This is a genomic window from Indolivaga macrotermitis (assembly GCF_900128985.1).
GTDB lineage: Bacteria > Bacteroidota > Bacteroidia > Bacteroidales > Dysgonomonadaceae > Dysgonomonas_A > Dysgonomonas_A macrotermitis.
The window spans coordinates 452,909-478,644 of the sequence record NZ_FQUC01000001.1; the positions used below are offsets into that span (position 1 = coordinate 452,909).

Sequence of the window (25,736 nt, forward strand, 5' to 3'; positions counted from 1 at the left end):
AAGATGCTTCTGGAAACAAATATAATAAAAGTTTTTTGAAGTATGATTTTTGAATGTTAACTATTGATAAATAATTATTTATGTGTTTGGTGTAGTAGTGATGATGTATGTTTTTCTGATTAAGTTGAGTTTTTGTAGTATTGATATTTTTTTACAAAAAGTAACATTCCCTCATCTTTGTTGACACTAGGTTTACACAGACGTGTACATTATCGTTAACCAACAAAAGTTTTAACATGAAAAAAAAGTCGCTCACATTTAATCGACTATTAACAGGTATCTTTTTATTCCTGTTATTTTTGCCGATGGTTGCTTTTGCTCAAAGCAATTTAGTTACAGGTACAATTGTTGATGCTAAGACCGGAGAACCTCTGGTGGGAGTATCAGTTATTGAGAAAAATTCGACAAACGGAACAATAACCGATTTGGACGGACATTTTCAACTAAGTGTACCAGCTAATGCCAGCCTTGTAATATCTTACTTAGGTTATAAAAATCAAGAATTAAAAGTTACAGCTTCTCCGATGTCTATCAGGCTGGAAGAAGCCGGAGAATTACTCGATGAAGTTGTCGTTGTCGGCTACGGTGTTCAGAAGAAGAGTGTGGTAACAGCTTCTATCGCTAAGGTGTCTGCCGAGGACTTAGCTACTGTATCGCCGGTCCGTATGGATAACGCGTTGAAAGGTTTAGCTGCCGGGGTTACAGTAACATCTACTTCGGGTCAGCCCGGAGCAGCTGCTAAAATCCGGGTACGTGGTATCGGTACAATCAATAACTCGGATCCCCTTTATATTGTTGATGGGATGCCGATCGAAGGAGGTTTGGATTATCTGAATCCCGCAGATATTGCTTCAATTGAGGTGTTAAAAGATGCTGCTTCCGGAGCAGTTTATGGTGCGCGTGCAGCCAATGGGGTTGTCCTGGTTACTACTAAAACCGGAAAAGAGGGCAAGACCAAAGTTACCTATGGTTTCTCTTATGGCTGGCAACGCCCTTGGAAAGAACGTGATGTATTAAATGCTACCGAATATGCGATTATGATGAATGAAGGGTCTGTCAATGCAGGGATGGCTCCTGTATATAGTGATCCATATTCATATGGTAAAGGAACTAACTGGCAAAAAGAGACTTTTAACTACGACGCGCCTGTAGTGAATCACAATGTAAGCGTAAGTGGTGCCAGTGAGAAAATGAATTACCTGCTTTCTTTAGGTTTCTATACTCAAGACGGTATTGTAGGAGGTAATTACGATCGTTCTAATTACGAACGTCTGACTTTGCGTAGTAATACTAATTATATCGTATTTGATGAATCGAAAAACCGCAATTGGTTGAATAGCCTGAAACTTACTACAAATATCTCTTATGCCCGTATCAAAAATACAGGAGTTGAAACAAACTCGTCGTACGGATCTCCTCTAGGTAGTGCGCTGTCTTTATCCCCTATTCTAAGTGTATATGCGGAAGGACAGGCAGCTCAGGATCAACTGGATCTTTATTCGGGAGACTCTAAATACACACCTATGTACGATCCTAAAAATGGTAAGCTTTATACACTGGCAGGATCGGATTATAATGAAATGGTCAATCCTCTGGCAAGTTTGTCATTACCGGGCGATAAGAACTGGAGCCATAAAATTGTAGCTAATTTTTCAGCAGAACTGAATATTTGGGATAATTTGAGATTCAAAACATCTTATGGTACCGACCTTGCATTCTGGGGATACGATGGCTACACAAAAGAATATTACCTGACTGCTAATAATTATGCAACGAGAACTAAATCGTATTCGGAGAAACAGGATGGCTCAACATGGCAGTTGGAGAATGTATTGATGTATGATAAGACATTCGATAAGCATACTTTTTCTGTGATCTTAGGACAATCCGCTAAAAAAAGTAAAGGTACTAAACTGGGCGGAAATCGTTTCGATATAATAAATATCAATCGGCCATATATAGATGCAAGTAGTGGATTACAGGAAAATGGAGATATGGGTGTTTATGGCGGGCCTACCGATGAGGCCACTATGGCGTCTCTTTTTGCTCGTGCCAGTTATAATTATGATGAACGGTATATGTTACAAATGACCATTCGTCGCGACGGATCGTCTCGTTTTGGTTATAATAACCATTATGCAGTATTCCCTTCTTTCTCTTTAGGATGGAACCTGACAAATGAAAAATTTATGCAAGAGCGTCCAGATTGGTTGAATTCTACTAAATTCCGTCTTTCTTGGGGTAAAAATGGTAATGAAAATATAGGTAATTTCAGATATACAGTTTTAACCTCAACCGGTAATAACTATATATTCGGATCAGGCGAAAACTTGGTAAACGGAGTTAAAGCCGGAGGTTTAGCTAATCCGGATCTAAAATGGGAAGAATCTGAACAGTGGGATTTAGGTGTCGATTTTGGTTTCCTGAATAATGCATTGACCTTCACCGTCGACTATTATAGAAAGAGGACAAATGGTATGTTAATGGAAATGAATATACCATCATATGTAGGAGAATCTAAGCCTATTGGCAATGTAGGTAAAATGGAAAATAGCGGGGTAGAGTTCGAAGCCGGTTATCGATTTAAAGTTGCTAATGATTGGAGCTTCCGTCTGGGTGGTAATATTACTTACTTAAAAAACAAGCTGATTGAATATGGAAATGAGTCTGGTTGGGCTAATCTGGATACTTTCCAGGGTATAGGATCAATTACCCGGGCTCAGAATGGAAAACCTTTCCCTTATTTTTATGGTTACAAAACAGCAGGAATTTTCCAGAATGTAGATGAAGTAAATTCATATAAGAATGCAGATGGAGAACTAATTCAGCCGAATGCAGTACCTGGAGATGTACGCTTCGTTGATATAAACGGAGATGGGGTAATTACAGATGATGACCGTACCGATATCGGTAAAGGTATGCCGGACTGGACTTACGGTCTTAATTTTAATGTGGGATGGAAAAACTTCGATTTTAGTATGATGTGGCAGGGAACTATTGGAAATGATATTTTTGATGCTACTCGCCGTACAGATATTAAATCGAGTAACCTGCCTTCATGGATGTTGAATCGTTGGACAGGAGAAGGTACTTCTAATAAATATCCTCGCTTTGTATTAGGAGATAATACTAACTGGCAATCTTCGGATCTTTATGTATATGATGGTAGTTATCTTCGCCTGAAGAATATACAATTGGGCTATACACTTCCTAATAGTTTGACTCGTAAGTTCTTTGTTTCATCTTTACGTTTGTATGTAGCGGCCGAAAACCTACTTACATTTACTAAGTATCATGGCTTTGACCCTGAAATATCATCAGGAAGTAACTCCTCGATAGGTAGCGCAGATGGTGGTACTTCGTTAGGTATCGATCGTGGCGTATATCCGCAAGCCAGAACTTTTACAGTTGGAGTAAACTTATCATTCTAACCTCCCTAATTTCAATTTAAACATTATGAAAAGATATAAATATATAATGCTCGGTTTGATTACATCCGCATTTCTGACAGGATGTTCCGAATCTTTTTTAGAACTGGAGTCTAAAACTCAAGAGACAATTGATACCTATTTCACTACTGATGAACATATACAGGAAGCGGTAGTTGCAGCTTACGATCCTCTTCATTGGCCGGATTGGGCAATGAGTCAATATAATCCGGTTAATATCATGAGTGATATTATGGCCGATGATATCTGGGTAGGTGGAGCCGATAAAACAGACAATCAGTATTGGCATTTGATGATGAATTACGAGGCTCTTCCTACAAATTGCATGACAGGGCTTTGGACTGTGGCATATTCCGGAATAAAACGTAGCAATGATATTCTAACTTATATCGGTTGGGCCGGAGATAACCTCACTGCCAAAAATGCAACTTATTATGAGGCGCAAGCACGTGTGTTACGTGTCTTTTATTATAACTGGCTTTGGAAATTCTGGGGAAATATACCTTACTATGAGACAAACCTGACATCGCCTTATCTGGCAGAACAGCTGAGTGCAGATGATGTGTATAATAATATAATTCTCGATCTGGAAGGGGCTATCGCTCTTGATGCTTTCCCTATGAAAGAAACCAGTAATAACTACGGGCGTGTGACTAAAGCAATGGCGTATATGCTCTATGCCGAGATCGTAATGTATCAGAATGATGAAAGCCGTTACCCGAAAGCATTACAATATATGAAAGAAATCGTAGATAGCGGAAGTTATTCTCTTGTAGGTGATTATACCGGTATATTTAAAGAATCGGGAGAATGGAGTACCGAATCTATCTTTGAGGTTAATTACAAAGACGATAATGCTGCTCGCTCTTGGAACAGTCCACTTGTAGCAGGAGGAACAGTGTTACCACGTCTGATAAGCCCCAGCGGTTGGGCTGATGGTACAGATGGTCATGATAATGGTTGGGGATTCTGTCCGGTGCGAACAGAAACATATACTCGTTATTCGAATAACGATACCCGTCGGGGAGCTACTTGTTGGGATGCAGCTAGCGCCGGAAGCTACAATGCTCGTTATCAGGATACAGGGTTCTTTCTTGAAAAATACGTAGCACAAACAGGAGGCAATGCAGACCAGATTGCTGATGGAGATTTAAATTACAATAATAACCTTCGTATTTACCGCTATTCCGAGACATTGCTGAATGCTGCCGAACTTATAGTACGTGGGGCAGGATCCGGTGATGCCAAAGGATACCTTAATCAGGTGCGTAAGCGTGCAGGACTAACAACTGAGTTGGAGGCAACAATTGATAATATTATAGAAGAGCGTCATTTGGAATTTGTAGGAGAAGGAAAACGTTATTGGGATTTGATACGTACAGGAAAAGCTGCTACAGTACTTGTGCCGGATAGCTATGGTTATAGAACTCATTCATGGACTACAAGCAAAAAGTACTTGCCTATTCCTCAGAGCGAGATAGATGCTGCACAAGGTACATTAACCCAAAACAACTATTAATTAAAAAGGATTATGAGAAAAATATATAATTATATTGGAATGAGCCTCTTGATAGTGCTTATGGCTCTTGTTCAGGCAGGTTGTTCTCCCGACGATTTTACATCACCTAATGGTGCTATTCCACTGGCAACAGAGTATGAAGATGCTATCCAGATTGATATTGATCAAACAACCAACTATGTGACTTTTTCTTTTACCGGAAAAGGAGTTACACCGGTGTGGATCCTTGATGGTAAGACTTATTCGTCTTCATTTAGTATGAAGAAGTATTACCGCAAAGCAGGCGACTATAGTATAGATGTAAAAATTGCCAATGCAAATGGTATGAGCGATGGTGTTATTACCAAAACTTTTCATATCGATAAAACTATTATAAGTGGATTTGGTGGATTTGTGTATGATTCGGATTTCAACTTGTGGAAAAAAGCAACAATAGATGCACCTACGTTTTGGTATGCTCCGGGTTGGAGTCAGATTGCAGATCCGGCATATACGTTGTCAGATGGAGCTTATACATTAAGTTTACCCGAAGCTACTACAGATACATGGCAGGCACAAATGGCGTTAGGAACGAATATGGGAAGCAGTGAAGGAACGCAATATGACTTTTCTGTAATTCTTACTTCGTCTCAAGATCATCCTCATGTTATGATAAAATTGGTGGATAGTACTGATGATAATGTTTTCTACTTTGCGGAGACTAGGGCATTAACAGCTAATGAGCCTACTTGCTTCTGGAAGAGCGAAATGGAAGGTCTTGATATTTCCAAGTTGAAATTAGTATTAGACTTTGGAGGAAATGCTGCCGGAACAGAGATGATAGTTGAGAATATTGTATTCAAAGACCATGCAAATGATGACGGGACAGTAATCCCCGACGGCGGGTCGGTTCCGGAACCTAACTGGGTTGCTGTAGATAGTGCTGATAACCTATGGCATGGTGTAACTTTCACTACGTCGTTCCATTATGCTCCGGGATGGAATCAAATAGCTGACCCTGCATTTACTGTTGACGGAACAGAATATTCGCTTGTTCTTCCAAGCGCGACCTTTGATCAGTGGCAATGCCAGGTTCATTTAATAACTCCTGCTCTGGCAACTACATCTGCTGAAAATTATGATTTCAAAGTAACATTGAATGCGTCGAACGACATCAGTGGAGTAACGATAAAATTGGTACAAGATGGAGGCGGTGATAACGACAACATCTTCATCTTTACAGAGCGGTTCGACCTCAGAGCCGGAGAAAACATTGCGGCAAAGGTAATCGATGCAACAGGTGTGGATATAACCAAAGCTAAACTGGTTTTTGACTTTGGAGGAAATCCCGATAATACAACTGTTCTGATAAAAGATGTTATACTGCAAGTACATAAAGACTAACTAAAATAGGGTGTGAAACAATCAGGGAGTAGCACCCTAATTTATCAATCACGAATTATGAATAGAATATTAAATAAACTAACCATATTCACACTGCTGTTTTCATTGGCTAGCTGTAGTAATGGTAGCAGTAACGAAGATTCGGGAGTAGTAGGAACTATTGCCTGTACACCGACCGAAATAAGTGTGGGTTATGCAACAGCGACCCAAACACTAGAGGTAGTCGCTTCGGGCGAATGGAGTGCATTTAGTAATGAGAGCTGGATCACTTGCTCACCTACGGGTTCTGTAGATACTAAGGGCACAGTTACGGTCACTATTGCAGCCAATACAAGTACTGCTGCACGCGAAGGATCAGTAGTATTAAAATGCGGTACTACCCGTGTAACTGTTCCTGTGAAACAGACAGCTAAACCAGAATCACCAGGTACGGAAATTCCAACTCCCGATGGATATAAATTGGTTTGGTATGATGAATTTGATGAAGGTACAGAGCCTAGTGCAGACTGGTGGTACGAAACAGGCGGCGGAGGCTGGGGTAACAATGAGCTTCAAAATTATGTGGCAGGTTATCAAGGTTTGGAGCAGTTAGCTGCAGTTAAGGACGGAGTTCTCACCATAACAGCCAAGAAAATAGACGATAAGGTTTATTCAATCCGTATGAATACAAGTCAAAGCTGGAAGTACGGCTATTTTGAAGCACGATTGAAATTACCTTCCGGAAAAGGTACTTGGCCTGCCTTCTGGATGATGCCTAAGAATTATACATCCTGGCCCGCCGATGGAGAAATTGATATAATGGAAGAAGTAGGATACAGGCCTAATTATGTTTCTTCGGCCATCCATTGTACCTCTTATAACCATTCGATCGGAACCGAGAAAACAGGCGAAACGTATCTTTCAACATCTCAAACAGAATACCATGTTTATGCATTGGAATGGACCGAAGATTACATACGTACTTACGTTGACGGCAAAGAGTTATTCTACTTTGCAAATGATAAGAAAGGAAATAAAGATACATGGCCTTTTGATGCAGCTTTCTACCTGAAACTGAACCTTGCATGGGGAGGTAACTGGGGAGGAGCCGAAGGTGTGGACGAATCAGTACTGCCTGCGACTTATTCAATAGACTATGTACGTGTATTTCAAAAGCAATAATGAAAATGATGATAAAAAAAATAGGAGTGTTAGGAGTGTTCGCTTTGGCTGGCATGTTTACAACAAGTTATGCTCAAAGCGATATAGAAAAACGAGTTGAGGAACTTCTTTCAAAAATGACGTTGGAGGAGAAAATAGGTCAAATGAATCAGTTGAGCTATTTCGAAACCAATGCAGAGTTATTGGAACAAATAAAAAAAGGAGAAATTGGCTCATTATTAAATATCATTGATCCGAATGAAGTAAACCGGATTCAAAAAACAGCTATGGAAAACAGCCGTTTAGGTATTCCCCTCATTATTGGGCGGGATGTTATCCATGGTCTCAAAACAGTGTTTCCTATACCGCTGGGACAAGCTGCGTCATTTAATCCCCAATTGGTCGAAGATGGAGCCCGTGTTGCGGCTACAGAGTCGAGAGAATTAGGGATTACATGGACATTTGCACCTATGCTTGACATATCGAGAGATGCACGCTGGGGGCGTATTGCCGAAAGTCTGGGTGAAGACCCTTATCTGGCAGGAGAACTTGGAGCTGCTATGGTGAGAGGGTTTCAGGGAAATGACCTTTCCTCGCCAAATTCGATCGCTGCTTGTGTAAAGCACTTTATCGGCTATGGTGCAGCAGAAGGAGGGCGTGACTATAATAGTACCAATATACCTCCACACCTTATGCACAATGTATATCTGGCACCTTTCAAAAAGGCAATAGATGCCGGTGCGGCTACATTGATGACGTCATTCAATGACAATGACGGAATACCGGCTTCGGGCAATGACTATTTGTTGAAAGATGTTTTACGTAAACAATGGAAATTCGATGGGTTTGTGGTGTCGGACTGGGCTTCGATGTCCGAAATGTTGGCGCACGGATTCGCGAAAGATTCAAAAGATGTAGCCCGTATTTCTGCAAATGCAGGATTAGATATGGAGATGGTGAGTCTTACATATCACCGCCACCTGAAAGAATTAGTAGAGGCAGGTCAGGTGTCGATGACTGACATAGATAATTCGGTTCGTAATATTCTTCGTACTAAATACCGTTTGGGATTATTCTCAAACCCGTATGTCGATACGAATAAAGCGAGCACAATTTATTCACAGGAGCATTTGCAGGAAGCCAGAAAAGCAGCTGTAGAATCGGCGATCTTGTTGAAGAATGAAGGCAATATTCTGCCTCTTAAAGAAAATCTGAAAGTAGCAGTAATCGGTCCTTTGGCAGATGCACCACACGATCAGATGGGAACATGGGTGTTTGACGGGGATAAGGCACATACGGTAACTCCGCTTAAAGCTCTTCAAACAGAATATTCAAATATAAATTATGTATACGAGCCTGTATTAGCCTTCAGCCGTGAAAAAAGCACGGCAAATTTCGAGAAAGCTAAAAAAGCAGCAGCTTCTGCAGATGTTACAATTGTGTTTTTAGGTGAAGAATCTATCTTGTCAGGAGAAGCTCACTCCCTGTCCAATATCAATTTGATAGGCGTGCAGTCTGATCTGTTGAGAGAGGTGAAAAGTGTAGGTAAACCGGTTGTTTTGGTTATTATGGCAGGTCGCCCGTTGACGATAGAACGTGACCTGCCTTATGCAGACGCTGTGTTATTTAATTTCCATCCGGGAACGATGGGTGGACCGGCAATCCTCGATTTGATCTTCGGGAAAGCCAATCCTAGCGGAAAACTGCCTGTGACATTTGTTCGCGAAGTAGGTCAGATACCGATGTATTATAATCACAATAGTACAGGTCGTCCGGCTCCCGAAGGTGATATTATGACATTAGATCAAATACCGGTAGAGGCCGGGCAAACATCCTTAGGTAATACTTCATTCTATCTCGATTCGGGTAAAAATCCATTATATCCGTTTGGGTATGGTTTATCGTACAGTAAATTCGAATATTCGGGATTGACCTTGTCCGCTAACTCTATTCCGATGGGAGGAACTATCACGGCTAAAGTCACAATCAAAAATACAAGCTCGGTTGACGGGGTAGAAGTGGCTCAGCTTTATATCAGGGATATGGTTGGCTCTATTGCCCGTCCGGTTAAAGAGTTGAAAGGATTCAAAAGGGTTGCTCTGAAAGCAGGTGAATCTCAAACTATAGAGTTTACCTTATCTACAGATGATCTGGCTTTCTTCGGCAGGGACCTTGTGAAAAAAGCAGAATCAGGAGACTTTAAATTATGGATAGGGACAAATAGTTCCGAAGGATTAGAAGCAGGTTTCTCAATCCTATAAAAGTAGATAGGTCTTAGACCTTCGTGGTTTTATTATAAAGATTTGATTAGATGGTTACCGGAAGCTATGTGAATAGCTTCCGGTTTTTTTATGCACGGTCAAGAGTAAAAGCTTTTTTGTATTTGTATTTCCTCTTTACTGTGAACTGCATTCTGTGTATTTGTTTTAAATGTTTGATATATTGGGCTGTTGTTCTTGTTTTTTGTCTTCTGGTTTTCTCGGAGATTACAGATGCTAAAAAATATAAAAAAATAGATTAATGTCATTTTTCAAAGTATCTAAATCATTTTGAACAATTAGGCTTTTATCCGAAGTGTTACTTTTGTTACGTCCTTTTATTGTAACAGAAAGAATCTGGATAATACTGAACTGTTACTTTTTTAGTTAAAACAACAAAAGGGTATATAACCTTATCCACATTTTAGATGAAGCCATGAAAAATATACACCACTTTTTTGCATTTGACCTGGGAGCCACTAGTGGACGGTCTATTCTAGCGACTATAGAAAACGACAGAATAGAGTTGAAAGAGTTAACTCGCTTTCCCAACAAGATAATTCGCGTACATGATAAGTATTACTGGGATATATATGCACTGTTTGATGCTCTGAAAGATGGATTGAAAGTAGTTGCGTCACAGAGTATAAAGATAGATGCTATAGGTATAGATACTTGGGGTGTAGACTTCGTATATCTGGGTAAAGACGGATCGGTTCTCAGCCAGCCCCGTTCATACAGAGACCCTTATACCGAAGGTGCGCCGGAAGAGTATTTCAATATCCTGCCAAAGAAAGAAGTTTATGACCTGACAGGTATTCAGATAATGAATTTTAATTCTATTTTCCAGTTATTTGCTGCTAAAAAAGAAAAATCTTCGGCATTGGAATCTGCTGCTGATATCCTTTTCATGCCGGATGCCTTATCTTATATGCTTACTGGTAAAAAGGTGTGTGAATATACAATTGCATCTACTTCTCAACTTCTAAATCCGAGAACAAAGAATTTCGAAGCTAAGTTATTCGATGCAATAGGGATAAGTCCCTCATTGATGCAACCGATAGTAATGCCCGGAGAGGTAATCGGTTATGTAACGGAGAGTATAATGAAAGAGTGTGGAATAGACCGGATACCGGTTATTGCTGTAGCAGGTCACGATACCGGATCGGCAGTAGCAGCCGTTCCAGCGGAAAACGAAAAGTTTGCCTATCTGAGTTCCGGAACCTGGTCCCTGATGGGTATCGAGGTAGATGATCCTATTATAACAAACGAGTCATTTGATCTGAATTTTACCAATGAGGGTGGAGTAAACGGTACTACCCGTTTCTTAAAGAATATAACCGGAATGTGGCTTCTCGAACAATGCCGAAAAGAGTGGGAAGCTGCCGGACAAAAATATACCTATCCCGAAATTGTTGAACTGTCGAATTCCATAGAAGGATTCCAGTCAATGATAGATCCGGACGATCCATCTTTTGCTAACCCCGAGAGCATGTCTAAGGCTATCTGTACGTATTGTCAGAAAACCGGTCAGAAGCAACCTCAGAGCCATGCAGAGTTTATCCGTTGTATCTTCGATAGTTTGGCTCTTAAATATCGCTTCGTGCTGGGATGTCTACAAAAAGTAGCACCTTTCAAGATCGAAAAATTGCATGTGATCGGCGGTGGTTCACAAAACCGCTTACTGAATCAGGCAACAGCTAATTCTATAGGTATGCCGGTTGTTGCGGGGCCATCGGAAGCAACAGCTATTGGTAACGTGATGATGCAGGCAAAGGGCGCAGGGCTAATAGATTCTTTACAGGATATACGTAAAGTAATCAGTAATTCTGTGACTCCCGAAGTATTCCAGCCCTGTGATACAGAAGTATGGAACGAAGCGTATAACAAGTTTTTTCAATTATTACAAATAAAATAAATAGGTCTGAGACCTTAACCTCTAAATTATAAAGTCATGAGTAAAACAGAATTGGTGCAAAAATCTTTTGAGATAGCAAAAGAACGCTATGCTGCAGTAGGTGTGGATGTTGAAGCAGCTCTGAAAAACCTTCAAAAACTGTCTATTTCTTTACATTGCTGGCAAACAGATGATGTTGTTGGTTTCGAAACACTGGGGAATCAAGGGGGTAGCGGTATTCAAGCTACAGGAAACTATCCGGGACGTGCACGTAATATCGGTGAAGTAAAAGCTGATATCGAAGAAGTTCTGACTCATATCGGAGGTACACACCGTTTCAATTTGCATGCTATTTATGGTGATTTCGGAGGAAAATCAGTAGATAGAGATCAAATAGAAGCTTCACATTTCACCGGTTGGATGGAGTGGGCTAAAGAAAAGAACCTGAAGATCGATTTCAATTCAAGCTCTTTCGGACATCCAAAGAGTGGAGACCTTACATTAGCAAATCCGGATAAAGGTATCCGTGATTTCTGGATCGAGCATACAAAACGTAGTCGTGCTATTTCAGAAGAAATAGGTAAATTCCAAAATGATCCTTGTATCATGAATCTATGGATACACGATGGTATGAAAGACCTTACTGTAAACCGTTTGAAATACCGTCAAATCCTGGAACAATCACTGGATGATATATTTGCAACCGACTATAAGAACATGAAAGACTGTATCGAGTCTAAATTATTCGGTATTGCACTGGAAAGTTATACAGTAGGTTCTCACGACTTCTATTTAGGATACGGGGCGAAAAAACAAAAGATAGTAACTCTGGATACAGGTCACTTCCACTTGACAGAAAGTGTTGCCGATAAGATTTCGTCATTGCTATTATTCACTCCTGAAATTATGCTTCACGTAAGCCGTCCGGTGCGTTGGGATTCTGACCACGTAGTGACATTGAATGAAGATACTATCGAATTGGCAAGAGAAATTGTACGTGCCGATGCTTTAGACCGAGTGCATGTGGGATTAGACTTCTTTGATGCATCAATCAACCGTATCGGTGCTTATGTAATCGGAGTACGTGCTACACAAAAAGCATTTTTGCAAGGCTTCCTTGAGCCGCTTACCCAACTTCGCGAATACGAAGCTAACGGACAATATTTCGAAAGACTTGCTCTGCTTGAAGAAGCGAAGAGCCTTCCTTGGAATGCTGTATGGGATTATTTCTGCTTAACTAATAATGTTGAAATAGGAGAAGACTTTATTCCTGCTGTTCAGAAGTATGAGAAGAATGTAACTTCTAAGAGATCATAAAATCATGTGCAGATCGGCTTGCGACGGGGGTATAACTTACCATGGTTAATTCAACAAGACTCCCCGTTGTGAGCTATTTGTAGCTTAAAACAAATCTGTTTATGAATACAATTATAGGGCTATTGATAATCGCTTTGGGTAGCCTTGGGCAATCAAGCTCCTACGTACCTATCAAGAAAGTAAAGGATTGGTCGTGGGAATCTTTTTGGTTAGTACAAGGTATATTTGCATGGCTGGTATTTCCCTTGTTGGGGGCGTTACTGGCAATACCCGAAGGGCAAACTCTGTTCGACCTTTGGGGATCCGGAGGTGCTTTTAAGGCAATGATATTCGGTGTACTTTGGGGTGTCGGCGGATTGACTTTCGGTCTTAGCATGCGTTTTCTCGGAGTAGCTCTCGGGCAAAGCATATCCTTAGGTACTTGTGCTGCTTTCGGTACATTATTCCCGGCTTTGTTTGGTGGTACCGATCTGTTGCATGGCGACGGACTGATGCTTCTTATCGGGGTATCGATTACCCTTGCGGGTATAGCCATCATTGGTTATGCGGGAAGCCTTCGTTCCAAGAACATGACAGAAGAGGAAAAGAAAGCGGCTGTTAAGGACTTTGCTTTGACTAAAGGACTTTTGGTTGCCTTGTTGGCTGGTGTAATGAGTGCGTGCTTTGCTTTAGGGCTTGATGCGGGAACACCGATTAAAGAAGCAGCGTTAAGTGCCGGAGTTAAACCTCTATACGCAGGTTTACCTGTTATCTTTTTAGTTACATTGGGTGGATTCTTTACGAATGCAGTTTATTGTATTCAGCAAAACGTAAAGAATAAGAGTATCAGAGAATATACATCTGTCAACTCAGGCATATTAGTGAACAATATACTTTTCTGTGCGTTAGCTGGAGTATTATGGTATTCTCAGTTTTTCGGACTCGAAATGGGTAAAAGCTTTTTGACCGAAAGCCCTGTACTATTGGCTTTCTCATGGAGCATCCTTATGTCCCTGAATGTACTATTCAGTAATCTGTGGGGAATCGTGCTGAAAGAATGGAAAGGAGTGGGAAGCAAGACTATCGGAATTCTGATACTTGGGCTCGTAGTACTAATTTCCTCTATTATAGTAGTAGCTATGGCTCAACAATAATAAAACTTATAGAAATAAACGCAAAGGCGCTATGTTGTAAAGGTTTATAACTTATCGTTTATAAGAATAAAAACCATTTTGCACCTTAGTACCTTAGTGTTCAAAATAATTATCGTATACTATTTTACTTATATATAACATGAAATCAATATTAGACAATCGCCCGGTATTAGCCAAACAGGTTGCAGATGTAGCGGAAGTTGCCGGATACCTTTGGCAAAAAGGCTGGGCAGAGCGTAACGGAGGTAACATTACCATCAATATTACAGATGTAATAGATGACGAAATAAGAAATATGAAACCGATCAGCGAACCTGTATCTATAGGTACTACGCTGCCTCACCTGAAAGGTTGTTACTTTTTCTGTAAAGGAACCAACAAACGTATGCGCGATCTTGCCCGATGGCCTATGGAAAACGGCTCGGTTATCCGTATTCTGGATGATTGCAGCAGCTATGTGATGATTGCCGATAATCCAGTAAAACCTACATCGGAATTACCTTCTCACTTGTCTATGCACAATTACTTGATCGGTAGCGGTTCTTCTTACAAAGCGGCATTGCATACACACCCGATCGACCTGATTGCCATGACTCATAATCCGGCATATCTCGAAAAAGATAAACTTACTTATCTGCTTTGGAGTATGATTCCCGAGACACGGGCATTCTGTCCGAGAGGATTGGGTATCATCCCTTACAAAATGCCAAGTTCAGTTGAATTAGCTGAGGCTACCGTGAAAGAATTAGCTGATTATGATGTAGTAATGTGGGAAAAACACGGAGTTTGTGCAGTCGGGGAAAATATCATGGAAGCGTTCGATATGGTAGATACATTATCTAAGTCGGCTCAGATATATCTGACAGCTAAGGGTATGGGATTTGAACCTACAGGAACTTCTATGGAAGATATGCAGGCCTTGAAAGAAGCATTTAATCTTCCGAAATAAAAAAACACTACTTGTTTGTACTTGATTATAAGATTAGTTATTTTAATTAGATGGGAAAAAGGTCTCGAAGTGATTTCGAGGCCTTTTTTTATTATAGGGTGTATAGAGATTAAGCCTTATTTTGTTGTTCGGCTAAAACGTCAGCCCGCGATTTACTCTGTGTTACCAGATATACTCCGCTAAAGATAAGGATAGCTGAAATAGCTTTTTCGATTGAAAAATGATCTTGCCCCAGTACAATAGCTATAAAGGAAGCTATGAGCGGTTGCAGGTTATTGTACATAGATATGGTAGTAGCTCTAATACGTTGTTGGGCTATCGGAATAAGCATATAAGCTATAAACGTCGCAAACAATAAAGTATAGCCTATCAGAATATATGGAACGAAATCTGATTGCTGGAATAAAGGGGCAAAGGCCAGGTCCTTATAAAATAATGGCATCAGCATGATTAGCGAATATAAGAACATCCATTTCATCAAAGTCACAGACGAATATTTAGAAGTGAGCGGTTTGGTTATAACCAGATAAGTAGCGTAGCTTAATGAACTCCCTACAACAGATAGGTTGCCTTTCAGGCTTGAGGCTGTAGTAATGTCCCCGTGATTACCTGTATATACCAAAAAGATAGCACCAACCCCTCCGAGCAAAACTCCGGATACCTTCTGTGTGGTTATCGGCTCTTTTAGAACCAAAGCCGCAATGATCATGGCAAATAACGGGCTGCTGGTGGTAATAATTGAGGCATCTACAGGAGAAGTATTGCTCAGTCCGAAAATAAATAACCCCTGATTAAAAATGATACCAAGTAATGCTCCGGCAAAAAGAATCAGATGATCTTTGCGTTCTATCTTGTCTTTCTTAATAAAAACAGATGCTATCCAGAATGCAACTGTAGCAAAGGAGATACGGGCGAGAGTCAACCCGTAAGCGCTGATATAGCCGGATTGCAGTAAATATTTACTGATCGGAATATTTATAGCGAAAAAACATATAACCGTAAACATAGTTATATGGCCGAATTGTTTTTGCGAAAGAGCCATTATTTATAAGTATTGTAAGATAATATTTCGTTTGTTGTTTTTCTTTTTTTGTTTCTGGTTGTTTCAGCAGGATAGCCGATGATAATATCAAGAATTACACGCTTCGAATCAGGGATGTTTAATAGTTTCTTTATCTTCGTTTCGTTAAACCAGCCTAATATGCATGAGCCCAAACCTTCCGATTCGGCAGCCAGAGTAATATGTGCTGCAGCGATACCCAGATCGAGTAAGGCAAATTCTTTATTTTTAATTATCCCGCCTATGCTTGAGCTGAGGTTTACTTTTTCTTCAACTACAACAATATGTACAGGAGCTTGTTTTGTAAAGTGATTCATTCCTAATAACCTGGCCGAAGCAGCATCTGCTACCTTGTTCTTAAGTTCCGGTTCATTCACTACAATAAAATGCCATGGCTGTGAGTTACAAGCCGATGGAGCTAAACGGGCAGCTTCAATAATCCGGGAGATTTTTTCAGGCTCTACATTTCGCGAAGAGTCATATTTACGTGTACTTTGCCTTTTGTTTACCAGTTCAAGAAAATCCATCTAATAAAAGCTTAAGAATGAGAGTGCAAAATTACTCAATAAAACAGAATAAAGCCTATTCCGGACTTAAATATATTAGATGAAGTGTGATGTATTGTTTGAGGTTAATCCTATAGCTTCTACGCCTTTATTTATGGGCTTTTTATAGTGCTATATCCATTTCTATAATTAGGTTATAATGGTAATATAGAATATTATATTCGATATTGTTATATTTTGTATTGTTATGTTAATATTTTACATATATTTACATAACAATATAAGCACAATTAACTTTTTGTTACTATGAGATTCTACACCTATTTACTTGGAGCATTGTTTTTTCTGCAAGGACACGTGCTGTTTTCACAATCAAAGTTTGGAAATGCAACTTTAGAAGAACTAAATATGACTGTATATCCTCAGGATTCGGCAGCCTCGGCAGTTATACTATCTAAAGTGGGCGAAACCCGTTTTGTTTATAATGAGCTAAATGGTTTTCAATTTGAGTTCACATTGAAGGTGAAGATGAAAATTTTAAAGAGCGAGGGGCTTGATCTTTGCAACCAGAGTTTTTCTTATTATCAGGAAAGTAATTCGGTAGGAGAGAAAATAACCGGGCTAAGCGGAACTACATATAATCTGGAAGATGGTAAAATTGTGAAGACAAAGCTTTCGAATGATTATATATTCGATGAGAATGTCGAGAAAAAGTGGAAGGTTAAGAAGTTCTCGATGCCTGCTGCTAAGGTTGGCTCCGTTGTGGAGTTTAAATATACCATAACCTCAGTATATCTGTATGAATTGCGCGAATTCAGTTTTCAGACGTCTGTACCTATTCTATATACAAGTTACGAGATTATAATCCCGGATTATTACTATTATAATGTAAACATGCAGGGATACGAATCATTGATTACGAAAAAGGAGCCGTCGAATCTTAATTTCAGTGTGAATTACAGAGATGATGACGGAAGATATCACAACGAAAGGGTATCGGTTAATGCCGATAAATATTTGATGGTCGGAAAGGATATTCCGGCAATCAAAAGTGAACCTTACTTATGGGCTCTGGATGATTATGTAACAAAAGTAAGTTTTGAATTAAGGTCAATCAAATATCCATGGTCTACGTTCAAATCTTTAACGACTACGTGGGGAGAAGTTGACAGACGCTTACTGGAAGCTGAAGACTTTGGAGGAAATTTGAAGAAAACAGGACTATTTAAAGATGATATCTCAAACACGGGGCAAACTCTAGACCGTGCAGTGGAAATTCTGGGGTTGGTAAAATCGAAGGTGAAATGGAATGACCAAATATCGCTGACGCCTGATAACCTGAAAGATGCTTTGAAAACAGGAATGGGAAATAGTGCCGATATAAATTTTCTGTTGATAAATGCACTTAAAGCCGGAGGTTTCAATGCTTATCCGGTTGTGATGAGTAGCCGCGGAAAGGGCAGGCTTCCTATAGCTAATCCTTCTATTTCGGAACTGAACTATGCTATTGCCGCTGTCGAAATTGATACATTGACCTATTATACTGATGCTGCATCTAAATTTGGAGCATGGAATGTTTTGCCGGAAAGAAGTCTGGTGACTCAAGCCCGTGCTATAAATGGAACAAATTCGGATTGGGTGGATTTATCAACAAAAACAAAGGGTATATCATCTATTGTTGCTTCGGTAGAGTTTACGGATAAGGGAATGAAATCTATTGTAAAAGATATAATGCGAGATGAAGCAGCACTAAAATTTAAAGGATATTACGAAAAGTTCAAGGATCAGTCTGAATATACAGAGAACTTATCATCGAGGCTGAACGGTACAATTGAAGATTTTGAAATATCCGGAGAAAATTCGTCGGGTGATGACGTTAGGCTCAGCTATACTTTGATGAAAAGCGGATCGATAGGTGATGATATGATTTATTTTAATCCGTTAGTCGAAAGGATATTTACAGAGAACCCGTTTAAAGCGGAAACCCGAAAATTTCCGGTTAATTTTGATTGTCTGACGGATTACAAGCAGATTATATCAGTTACTATTCCCGAAGGATACGTTGTAGAGGAGTTACCACAATCGACTAAAGTTGTTTATGGAGATAATGAGTTGACTTTTTTATACAGGATAGCCGCGAGTGGTAATAGGGTACAGATTCAATATTATTATCAAATCAATAAACTGGAACTTTATCAGGAGTCTTATAGTGAGTTGCAGGACTTTTTTACCAAAATGGTAGCTCAAAGTTCTGCACAGATAGTATTAAAAAAGGCCGGATCATAATAAGTAAAAGTGATGAAACGATACTTCAAAACCATTATTATTCTTTGTTATGTGTTCACTGTATTCATGGAAGCCTTTGGTGCAGAGAAACAAGCTTATCCTGTAGTAACGATTGCCGACAGCTTAAAGAAAAATGCCAATACCGTGATCCGGCTAAATCAGGAAGAGTTTATTCAGTCGGATATCAACAAAGCCATATATAAGGTTACAAAAGTGGTAACCATATTGAACAAGCAAGGAGAAGATTATGGTAATTTTACTTTTACCGGAGATAAATTCCGGGAGTTATCTTCTTTTTCCGGAATTATCAGGGATGCTGAGGGAAATATAACAAGAAAGATAAAAAAAGGAGACCTGACTACTTCTACTCTTTCTGATGATGGTTTAGCTACAGGTAGAGTAGATATGTTCTATATATACAAAAGCCCTTCGTATCCGTATACGGTTGAGTACGAATATGAGGAAAAATGGAAAGATGGGATATTGAGCTATCCTGCATTTTATCCTTATGACGGATATTTTCAGTCAGTAGAAAAAAGCACCATAAAAATAGAAGTACCATCTTCTGTTATTTTAAGAAAATATGTTTTCGGAAATCTGGATATGGAAGAAGAGAAAACTTCTGCATCCACAGTTTATTCTTCATCTTCAAGTAGTTTACCGGCTATATCATACGAGCCGTTAGCTCCTTCCTTCAGGGAGATATTTCCCCGTGTCTTGATGGCACCTTCAGACTTTTGTTTCGACTCGTATTGTGGTAATATGGCGGATTGGGCTAATTACGGATTGTGGGTGGATAAATTATTGAAAGGCAAAGACCAACTGCCTCCGGCATTGATCGCTCAATTGGAAGATATGACCCGGAATGCAAAAACCGTAAGGGAAAAAGTGGAAACTGTATTTGATTATATGCAGAAGAACACCCGTTATGTAAGTATTCAGCTGGGTATCGGTGGGTATCAGCCCATGGATGCTATGACTGTGTCTAAAGTGAAATTTAGCGATTGCAAAGGGCTTACCAATTATATGTATGCGATGCTGAAAGCAATTGATATACCGTCTAACTACTGCGTTATCAGTACAAAGGAGAAAAGATTATTTGCCGATTATCCGAATTTTAATCAGGCTGACCATGTTATTTTATTAGTCCCGAATGGAAATGATAGCATTTGGCTTGAATGTACAAATCAGACATTACCGTTCGGATACGTACATCAGAAGATTGCAGGGCACGATGCTGTTGTTATAGGAGAGACAGGGGGAGCTATAGCCCGCCTTCCGGATTATACAGATAAACAAAATAAAAGAGAATCGACTCTGAATTTAACTGTCGATGGAGATGGAGGCGTCTCAGGTGATGTGTCAACCGTAGAATATCTGGATGGTTTCGAACAATCCTATTCTGTTATGGAGTCGGACGACCGTGACCGGTTGGTTAAGTATGTAAACCAAAGTATTCCGATCTCTAAAATGCAGTTAGGGCAGATCAAGACATCCTTGAATAAATCAGCTTATCCATCTTCTTCAATGTCTGTGCCGTTTTCTGCAGCCGATTTCGCAGCAAAGACAGGTAGCCGTTTGTTCATTCCTCTTAGTCCTGTACGGCAAGCTAGCTTGAATATGCTGACAGCCCAGACACGGGTTCATGATATTGAAATTTCTCAAGGGTTTACAGATTCTGTATTTGTTTCGATCAACCTGCCTCAAGGATATGCTGTAGAGCTTTTGCCCAAAGATATAATGATCGAAACTGAGTTTGGTATATTTGTTTGTAAAAGTGAGAATAAGGAAGGTCAAATAATCTATTCCCAAACAATAGATATCTATACCGGACGTTATGATAAGAGTAAGTATGCAGACATTAAAAGTTTTTTTACTCAGATAACATCGGCGTTAAACCGGAAAATGGTATTGAAACAACTATAGAATACATACTTACATAATCATAATGAAAAGATGGGGAACAAGGTTGTTTTTATAGGAGATTCGATTACTGAATTCTGGGAATGGAAAGATGCTGTTTTCTTCAAGTCTAACGGCTATATATGTAAGGGAATTGGAGGGCAGACCACAGACGAAATGCTACTCAGGTTTAAACGGGATGTACTTGATCTTAATCCTCAGATTGTTGTGATAAGCGGAGGAATTAATGATGCTTCGGAATTTAATGCACCTTACGATGAGGACGAAACCCTTGCTAATCTAAAGTTTATGGCAGAATCGGCGGAATCAAATGGTATAAAGGTTATATTAACATCGGTTCCTTACACCCGTGTTTTTAATTGGGGAGGAAAATCGAAGGAGGTATCTGCACGTACATGCGAACTAAATGTGAAAATAGAATTGTATGCCCACCAGAAGGGATATGTATTTGCCGATCTTTTCGCTCCTTTTTTGAAGTCTGACGGATCAATGGACTCTCAATATATCCCAGATGAGATACATCCCAGTAAGGAAGGGTATGCTTTAATGAAAACAGTAATTGAAGAAGCAATAAGTAGTTTATTGACAGAGTAAGTTATTTGTATGTAACACGTAAAAAATGAGTAGCCCTTTTTTCTTTTGGCGGAATTGTCATATAATCACCATATTGTTTGCTTAAGTAAGCATCGGGATTACCCGGTGCCGAAAATGTTTTTCCTTCGAATTCAATTGTGCTGGTCGGTAATATATAAGAAGCATGGTGATTAGTGGTATTTCCAATACCATAGCTATGCAGTATATGGTTGGGTTTAGTGATAGAACATATTCCGCGTGCAACATATTTCAGAAGGATACCGAAAGGATAGAAAAATAACAGTGACGAGAAATATTCCATGAAGTATTGTGCAGAATGAAACGGCTTACCTCTTTTAATGCGTCTGTATCCTCGTCCATAAAAGAAATCGACAAAACTTTTCAACCGCTTATAGCTTCGTTCTTCCGGAAAAATGTCGATATACAATCCCTTTTCGGTATATCTGTCTAATTCATCATCTTCCTCATGCACGATAGAATTACGGTCTCTCACTTTTGTAAATAATAGCCTGTATCCTTTATCTTTAGGTGTTTGTAGATAAAATGTATCCGGTAATTCTTCCGAAAGTTTTTGAAGAAGCTTCTCATAATCGGGTAAGAGTAGTTCTATGTCTATATCATCATCCCAAGGTATAAATCCTCCGTGACGCATAGCCCCCAGAAGAGTACCTCCACTTAGCCAATATGGAATATTATATTTGTCGGCAATAGATGTTACAGTTTCCAGAATCTCCAACATCTTGAGTTGTAATTTTCTAAGTTCCGAACCTTCGGGGTTGTATTGGGATAAATCGTCAGTCATAATCGCATAAAGAAAATAGTATACAAAAATAGGTATTTATTAAGTGTTTAGTTTCTTTGATTTATATAAATCTGAAGAAAAAAGAATAAGTTGGTATCTACACAACAGTAAAAAAATGTATTTTTGTTTATTTGATCAATAATCAAAAGTAAATTCAAAGATGAGAGTAGTTGCGTCGTTCCTCTACCAATGGCTGATTTTCACTCCTATTCTTGTGTTTGCTACTATTATAACAGCTGTATTGGTTATGTGTGGCTGCACCATTGGTAAACATAAATTCTGGGGATATGTTCCTCCGAAATATTGGTCTAAAATAGTATGCAGGGCTGCTCTTTGTAAAATAAGAGTGAAGCCGAATGCTAAAGTGAAGCCGGATGAATCGTATGTCTTTGTTGCGAATCATCAGGGTGCATTCGATATATTTCTGACATACGGGTACTTGAACCAAAATATCAAATGGGTACAGAAGTCCGAATTACGCCGGCTACCTTTTGTCGGAAAAGCATCCGAAATAGCAGGCCATGTGTTTGTGGACAGCTCTAATACAAAAACAATGCTGCAAACTATACAGAAGGCCGAGGAAGAACTCGTAGAAGGTGTTTCTATGGTTATCTTTCCCGAAGGAGCCCGAACCCTGAATGCCAAGATGGGACGGTTTAGAAAAGGGGCGTATGTAATAGCTACCCAGATGCAATTGCCAATAGTTCCTATAACATTGAATGGCCCGTATAATGTTTTGAAAAGAAATACTTCGACAATGCATTTCGGAAAAACAATGGAGATAATCGTACATGATCCGATTGAAACAAAAGGATTAACCACCGATGATATTCCCGAATTGATAGAGCAAAGCCGTAGTGCCATAGAGTCGGGGCTTTGGGCTGAGTTCAGATGAGAAGGATTCGCTGTATCTGTTAACTAATGAGAATTAAAAAAATGCGAAAATGTCGCTATATTTTATACCTTTGCTACTCAATATAAACGTATAGACAAATGAGTTTAAAAAAAATTAAATCCATTCTTGTATTAGGTTGTCTGCTATTAGCACCGTCTCTGTCAGCGACAACAATAGGGAAATTCGGAGCAAACACAGAAATAAGCTCTCACCAGACAGATAAAAAATATATCACCCATATAGTTTCAAAAGGAGAAACTGCCTATTCGATATCTAAGCAGTATAATGTTCCGGTAGCAGATCTTTATATCTTAAATCCGGAGATAGAGAATGGATTGAAAATAGGAGCAGCAATCAAGGTTCCGGATAACGGAGGAGTGCAATCTGCGGTAGCAACCGCACAGCCTAAAATAGGTTCTTCGGTATATGGAATCAGGGAATATATAGTAAAAGCTAAAGAAACACTGTATTCAATTTCAAAATCTACAGGAGTCTCTATTGAGCAATTGGTGGATGTAAACCCCGAACTTAGTCAAAAACCTTTATATATTGGTCAACGGTTGGTAATTCCATTAGGTCAGGAGCAAACAGCAGCAGCGGCTCAAGGTCGTCCGCAAGTTCAGCCTGTACCTGCACCTGTGCAATACCGTCAGCATACTGTTGAGCCGAAAGAAACCCTTTATGGAATCTCTAGGCAATATAATACTACACCGGAAGACCTGATAAGCCTGAATCCTTCTTTGAGAGATGGCCTTAAACAAGGTATGACTATCTTGATACCGAATGCGAATAGTTCGTCATATACGGCTACTCCTCAGGTTTCGACCGGAGTATCTACTTTGCAGGATATTAATGGACTAAATATAGGGGTAATAATGCCTTTCCTGAATAAATCGGAAGGACAAAGCGCCCGCTTCTTGGAATACTATGAAGGTTTTCTGATGGCATTGAACGATGTCAAAGCACGAGGCTTGTCTGCTAATGTGTATGTGTTTGATATGGGATCAGAGACAGGTACAGCAAAGTTGAAAAGTTTGCTTGATACTTATGAAATGAAAAATCTTGATATGGTTATAGGAGGTGTTTCACCCGAACAGATTTCCATAATGTCTGCATTTGCTCAAAAACAAGGTATAAAGTACGTTATCCCTTTCCCTACTAAGAAACACGAGACCCAGAACAATACCCATGTGTTTCAGGTAAATGCTCCTTCCAGCGAATTATACACAAATGTAGCCCGCACTTTTGTCAGTTTATTTTCCGGTGCAAATGTTATCTGTATAACAGGTAATGGAGATGATAAAAAAGAACTTATTTCGACGTTAGATAGTTATTTGTCTCAGTCAGGGACAAAGATTAGAAAAATATCGGACAATCAAAGCTTAACTGCAAACTTGGCTTTGGCAATCGACCCCAGCAGAAAAAATGTAATTATCCCGGCATCCGGCTCAATCCAGACTCTACAAACTATTTTACCGGCATTAGGGACTGTTGTAAACGAAAGGCCGGGAGTAAGCATATCTCTATTCGGGCACACCGAGTGGCAGACATATACCCAGTATACTACAGAATTTGGCAAATATGATACATATTTCTATACTCCGTTCTATGCTAATGATACAGACTATAAAGTGTCGAGGTTTGTACAGGATTACAAAGGCTGGTATAATAATAAGTCGCTGATAAATACTTATCCGAAATATGGAATGCTGGGATATGATACAGGATTGTATTTCCTTACAGCTTATCTGAATTACGGACGCGATTTTCAGAATCAGATTGGTTCTGTCGCAGTTCCAACTCTTCAGACACCATTCTCATTTGTGAAAGCGAACCCGACAGGCGGTTTTATGAATAACGGATTTTATCTGATTCATTATAAGCCGAACGGAACAATCGATAAAATAGAATACGGTAAATGAAAAAATGTCTGTTGATAAGCTTGTTTCTGATAGGGGCTAGCCTGCTAGGATTTGGTCAGGATAAATTTAAATCGGAATGGAATGTAGGTGTCGGGTTCGGACCAACTTTTTCATCCATGAGTATTGTACCTACAAGTACTAACCTCAATTTTAGGACTAAATCCATACAACAATTTCAAGGCGGAGTTTCCGTGCGCTATATATCCGAGAAGAATGTAGGGTTAATAGCCGAATTGAACTACTCGCAAATGGGATGGAAAACAGATTTTCGGGATGAAAATCTGGTCGCAAACCAGCATCAACATACATTGAATTATATCACGATACCCTTTCTGACACATATCTATTTTGGAGATAAGGTACGGTTCTTCTTTAATGCCGGTCCACAAATAGGCATTATGTTCAGCGATAAAGAGAAAACAAATGCCGCCTTTGATGAATGGCTGGCCACACCTCCCGATTCAGCCAGTTTCTCCACTGATCTGTATGGATTGAAAGCTCAGCGGAAAATAGATTATGGTATAACAGTAGGTATGGGGGTAGAACTTCGTACAGGTGTCGGTAATTTTGCCTTAGAAGGGCGTTACTATATGGGCTTTGGCGATATATATGATAATCGGAAGTATGATCCATATTCACGTTCGGCTAACAGGGTTATTTCAGCAAAACTGACCTACTATATCAAAGCCTTCTGAAAGAGACA

18 protein-coding genes are annotated in these 25,736 nt (G+C 39.6%); 15 read left to right on the forward strand and 3 right to left on the reverse strand.

Annotated features, from left to right (window positions below; genetic code table 11):
• Nucleotides 1-236 precede the first annotated feature (236 nt).
• The 9 genes from BUC12_RS01800 to rhaD all read left to right on the forward strand — a co-directional run bounded on the left by BUC12_RS01800 (nt 237) and on the right by rhaD (nt 15,045).
• On the forward strand, nt 237-3,431 hold the full coding sequence (locus BUC12_RS01800) for a SusC/RagA family TonB-linked outer membrane protein (protein WP_062175458.1): 3,195 nt from the start codon (nt 237-239) through the stop codon (nt 3,429-3,431).
• Between the two features lie 25 nt (nt 3,432-3,456).
• Nucleotides 3,457-4,968 carry a RagB/SusD family nutrient uptake outer membrane protein gene (locus BUC12_RS01805; protein ID WP_062175459.1) on the forward strand — a complete coding sequence of 504 codons (1,512 nt, stop codon included), beginning with the start codon at nt 3,457-3,459 and terminating at the stop codon, nt 4,966-4,968.
• Between the two features lie 12 nt (nt 4,969-4,980).
• Nucleotides 4,981-6,351, forward strand: a complete 1,371-nt coding sequence (locus BUC12_RS01810) for a hypothetical protein (RefSeq protein WP_062175460.1) — start codon at nt 4,981-4,983, stop codon at nt 6,349-6,351.
• A gap of 57 nt (nt 6,352-6,408) precedes the next feature.
• Complete coding sequence (locus BUC12_RS01815) at nt 6,409-7,512, forward strand: family 16 glycosylhydrolase (protein WP_062175461.1); 1,104 nt, start codon at nt 6,409-6,411, stop codon at nt 7,510-7,512.
• A 5-nt stretch (nt 7,513-7,517) separates the two neighbouring features.
• On the forward strand, nt 7,518-9,752 hold the full coding sequence (gene bglX, locus BUC12_RS01820) for a beta-glucosidase BglX (RefSeq protein ID WP_062175846.1): 2,235 nt from the start codon (nt 7,518-7,520) through the stop codon (nt 9,750-9,752).
• A gap of 433 nt (nt 9,753-10,185) precedes the next feature.
• Nucleotides 10,186-11,667: a rhamnulokinase gene (locus BUC12_RS01825; RefSeq protein WP_062175462.1), complete on the forward strand. Its 1,482-nt coding sequence runs from the start codon at nt 10,186-10,188 to the stop codon at nt 11,665-11,667.
• Nucleotides 11,668-11,703: 36 nt separating this feature from the next.
• Nucleotides 11,704-12,963 (forward strand): L-rhamnose isomerase, encoded by a 1,260-nt coding sequence (locus tag BUC12_RS01830; protein ID WP_062175463.1) that lies wholly within the window; start codon nt 11,704-11,706, stop codon nt 12,961-12,963.
• Nucleotides 12,964-13,064: 101 nt separating this feature from the next.
• Nucleotides 13,065-14,096: an L-rhamnose/proton symporter RhaT gene (gene rhaT, locus BUC12_RS01835; RefSeq protein ID WP_062175464.1), complete on the forward strand. Its 1,032-nt coding sequence runs from the start codon at nt 13,065-13,067 to the stop codon at nt 14,094-14,096.
• Between the two features lie 139 nt (nt 14,097-14,235).
• Nucleotides 14,236-15,045: a rhamnulose-1-phosphate aldolase gene (gene rhaD, locus BUC12_RS01840; protein WP_062175465.1), complete on the forward strand. Its 810-nt coding sequence runs from the start codon at nt 14,236-14,238 to the stop codon at nt 15,043-15,045.
• A gap of 109 nt (nt 15,046-15,154) precedes the next feature.
• On the opposite strand, the gene BUC12_RS01845 is transcribed toward rhaD, so the two are convergent.
• Together BUC12_RS01845 and BUC12_RS01850 are read right to left on the reverse strand one after the other, a co-directional pair.
• Nucleotides 15,155-16,087: a DMT family transporter gene (locus BUC12_RS01845; protein WP_062175466.1), complete on the reverse strand. Its 933-nt coding sequence runs from the start codon at nt 16,085-16,087 to the stop codon at nt 15,155-15,157.
• Nucleotides 16,087-16,632 (reverse strand): nitroreductase family protein, encoded by a 546-nt coding sequence (locus BUC12_RS01850; RefSeq protein ID WP_062175467.1) that lies wholly within the window; start codon nt 16,630-16,632, stop codon nt 16,087-16,089. The genes BUC12_RS01845 and BUC12_RS01850 overlap by 1 nt, the downstream gene beginning before the upstream one ends.
• Before the next feature lie 285 nt (nt 16,633-16,917).
• Between BUC12_RS01850 and BUC12_RS01855 the strand changes: the two genes are divergently transcribed.
• The 3 genes from BUC12_RS01855 to BUC12_RS01865 are packed head-to-tail and all read left to right on the forward strand — an operon-like array spanning nt 16,918 to nt 21,414.
• Nucleotides 16,918-18,897, forward strand: a complete 1,980-nt coding sequence (locus BUC12_RS01855; protein ID WP_062175468.1) for a DUF3857 domain-containing protein — start codon at nt 16,918-16,920, stop codon at nt 18,895-18,897.
• Between the two features lie 12 nt (nt 18,898-18,909).
• Entirely contained in the window at nt 18,910-20,823 is a 1,914-nt protein-coding gene (locus BUC12_RS01860) for a DUF3857 domain-containing protein (RefSeq protein WP_062175469.1), read from the forward strand.
• 30 nt (nt 20,824-20,853) lie between these two features.
• Nucleotides 20,854-21,414: a GDSL-type esterase/lipase family protein gene (locus BUC12_RS01865; RefSeq protein WP_062175470.1), complete on the forward strand. Its 561-nt coding sequence runs from the start codon at nt 20,854-20,856 to the stop codon at nt 21,412-21,414.
• Nucleotide 21,415: 1 nt separating this feature from the next.
• On the opposite strand, the gene BUC12_RS01870 is transcribed toward BUC12_RS01865, so the two are convergent.
• Entirely contained in the window at nt 21,416-22,216 is an 801-nt protein-coding gene (locus BUC12_RS01870) for a LicD family protein (RefSeq protein ID WP_062175471.1), read from the reverse strand.
• 160 nt (nt 22,217-22,376) lie between these two features.
• On the opposite strand from BUC12_RS01870, the gene BUC12_RS01875 reads away from it, so the two are divergent.
• From BUC12_RS01875 to BUC12_RS01885, 3 genes are all read left to right on the forward strand, one after another.
• Entirely contained in the window at nt 22,377-23,111 is a 735-nt protein-coding gene (locus BUC12_RS01875; protein ID WP_062175472.1) for a lysophospholipid acyltransferase family protein, read from the forward strand.
• A gap of 98 nt (nt 23,112-23,209) precedes the next feature.
• Nucleotides 23,210-25,033 (forward strand): LysM peptidoglycan-binding domain-containing protein, encoded by a 1,824-nt coding sequence (locus BUC12_RS01880; protein WP_062175473.1) that lies wholly within the window; start codon nt 23,210-23,212, stop codon nt 25,031-25,033.
• Entirely contained in the window at nt 25,030-25,728 is a 699-nt protein-coding gene (locus tag BUC12_RS01885) for a porin family protein (protein ID WP_062175474.1), read from the forward strand. The genes BUC12_RS01880 and BUC12_RS01885 overlap by 4 nt, the downstream gene beginning before the upstream one ends.
• Nucleotides 25,729-25,736: the final 8 nt, after the last annotated feature.

Bases quoted from the DNA above. Each gene is read 5' to 3' on its own strand.
- BUC12_RS01845 (WP_062175466.1), bottom strand. From the start codon at position 16,087: ATGGCTCTTTCGCAAAAACAATTCGGCCATATAACTATGTTTACGGTT.
- rhaD (WP_062175465.1), top strand. From the start codon at position 14,236: ATGAAATCAATATTAGACAATCGCCCGGTATTAGCCAAACAGGTTGCA.
- BUC12_RS01825 (WP_062175462.1), top strand. From the start codon at position 10,186: ATGAAAAATATACACCACTTTTTTGCATTTGACCTGGGAGCCACTAGT.
- BUC12_RS01870 (WP_062175471.1), bottom strand. From the start codon at position 22,216: ATGACTGACGATTTATCCCAATACAACCCCGAAGGTTCGGAACTTAGA.
- BUC12_RS01850 (WP_062175467.1), bottom strand. From the start codon at position 16,632: ATGGATTTTCTTGAACTGGTAAACAAAAGGCAAAGTACACGTAAATAT.
- BUC12_RS01885 (WP_062175474.1), top strand. From the start codon at position 25,030: ATGAAAAAATGTCTGTTGATAAGCTTGTTTCTGATAGGGGCTAGCCTG.
- BUC12_RS01865 (WP_062175470.1), top strand. From the start codon at position 20,854: ATGGGGAACAAGGTTGTTTTTATAGGAGATTCGATTACTGAATTCTGG.
- BUC12_RS01815 (WP_062175461.1), top strand. From the start codon at position 6,409: ATGAATAGAATATTAAATAAACTAACCATATTCACACTGCTGTTTTCA.
- rhaT (WP_062175464.1), top strand. From the start codon at position 13,065: ATGAATACAATTATAGGGCTATTGATAATCGCTTTGGGTAGCCTTGGG.
- BUC12_RS01855 (WP_062175468.1), top strand. From the start codon at position 16,918: ATGAGATTCTACACCTATTTACTTGGAGCATTGTTTTTTCTGCAAGGA.
- BUC12_RS01800 (WP_062175458.1), top strand. From the start codon at position 237: ATGAAAAAAAAGTCGCTCACATTTAATCGACTATTAACAGGTATCTTT.
- BUC12_RS01830 (WP_062175463.1), top strand. From the start codon at position 11,704: ATGAGTAAAACAGAATTGGTGCAAAAATCTTTTGAGATAGCAAAAGAA.
- bglX (WP_062175846.1), top strand. From the start codon at position 7,518: ATGATGATAAAAAAAATAGGAGTGTTAGGAGTGTTCGCTTTGGCTGGC.
- BUC12_RS01860 (WP_062175469.1), top strand. From the start codon at position 18,910: ATGAAACGATACTTCAAAACCATTATTATTCTTTGTTATGTGTTCACT.
- BUC12_RS01880 (WP_062175473.1), top strand. From the start codon at position 23,210: ATGAGTTTAAAAAAAATTAAATCCATTCTTGTATTAGGTTGTCTGCTA.
- BUC12_RS01805 (WP_062175459.1), top strand. From the start codon at position 3,457: ATGAAAAGATATAAATATATAATGCTCGGTTTGATTACATCCGCATTT.
- BUC12_RS01875 (WP_062175472.1), top strand. From the start codon at position 22,377: ATGAGAGTAGTTGCGTCGTTCCTCTACCAATGGCTGATTTTCACTCCT.
- BUC12_RS01810 (WP_062175460.1), top strand. From the start codon at position 4,981: ATGAGAAAAATATATAATTATATTGGAATGAGCCTCTTGATAGTGCTT.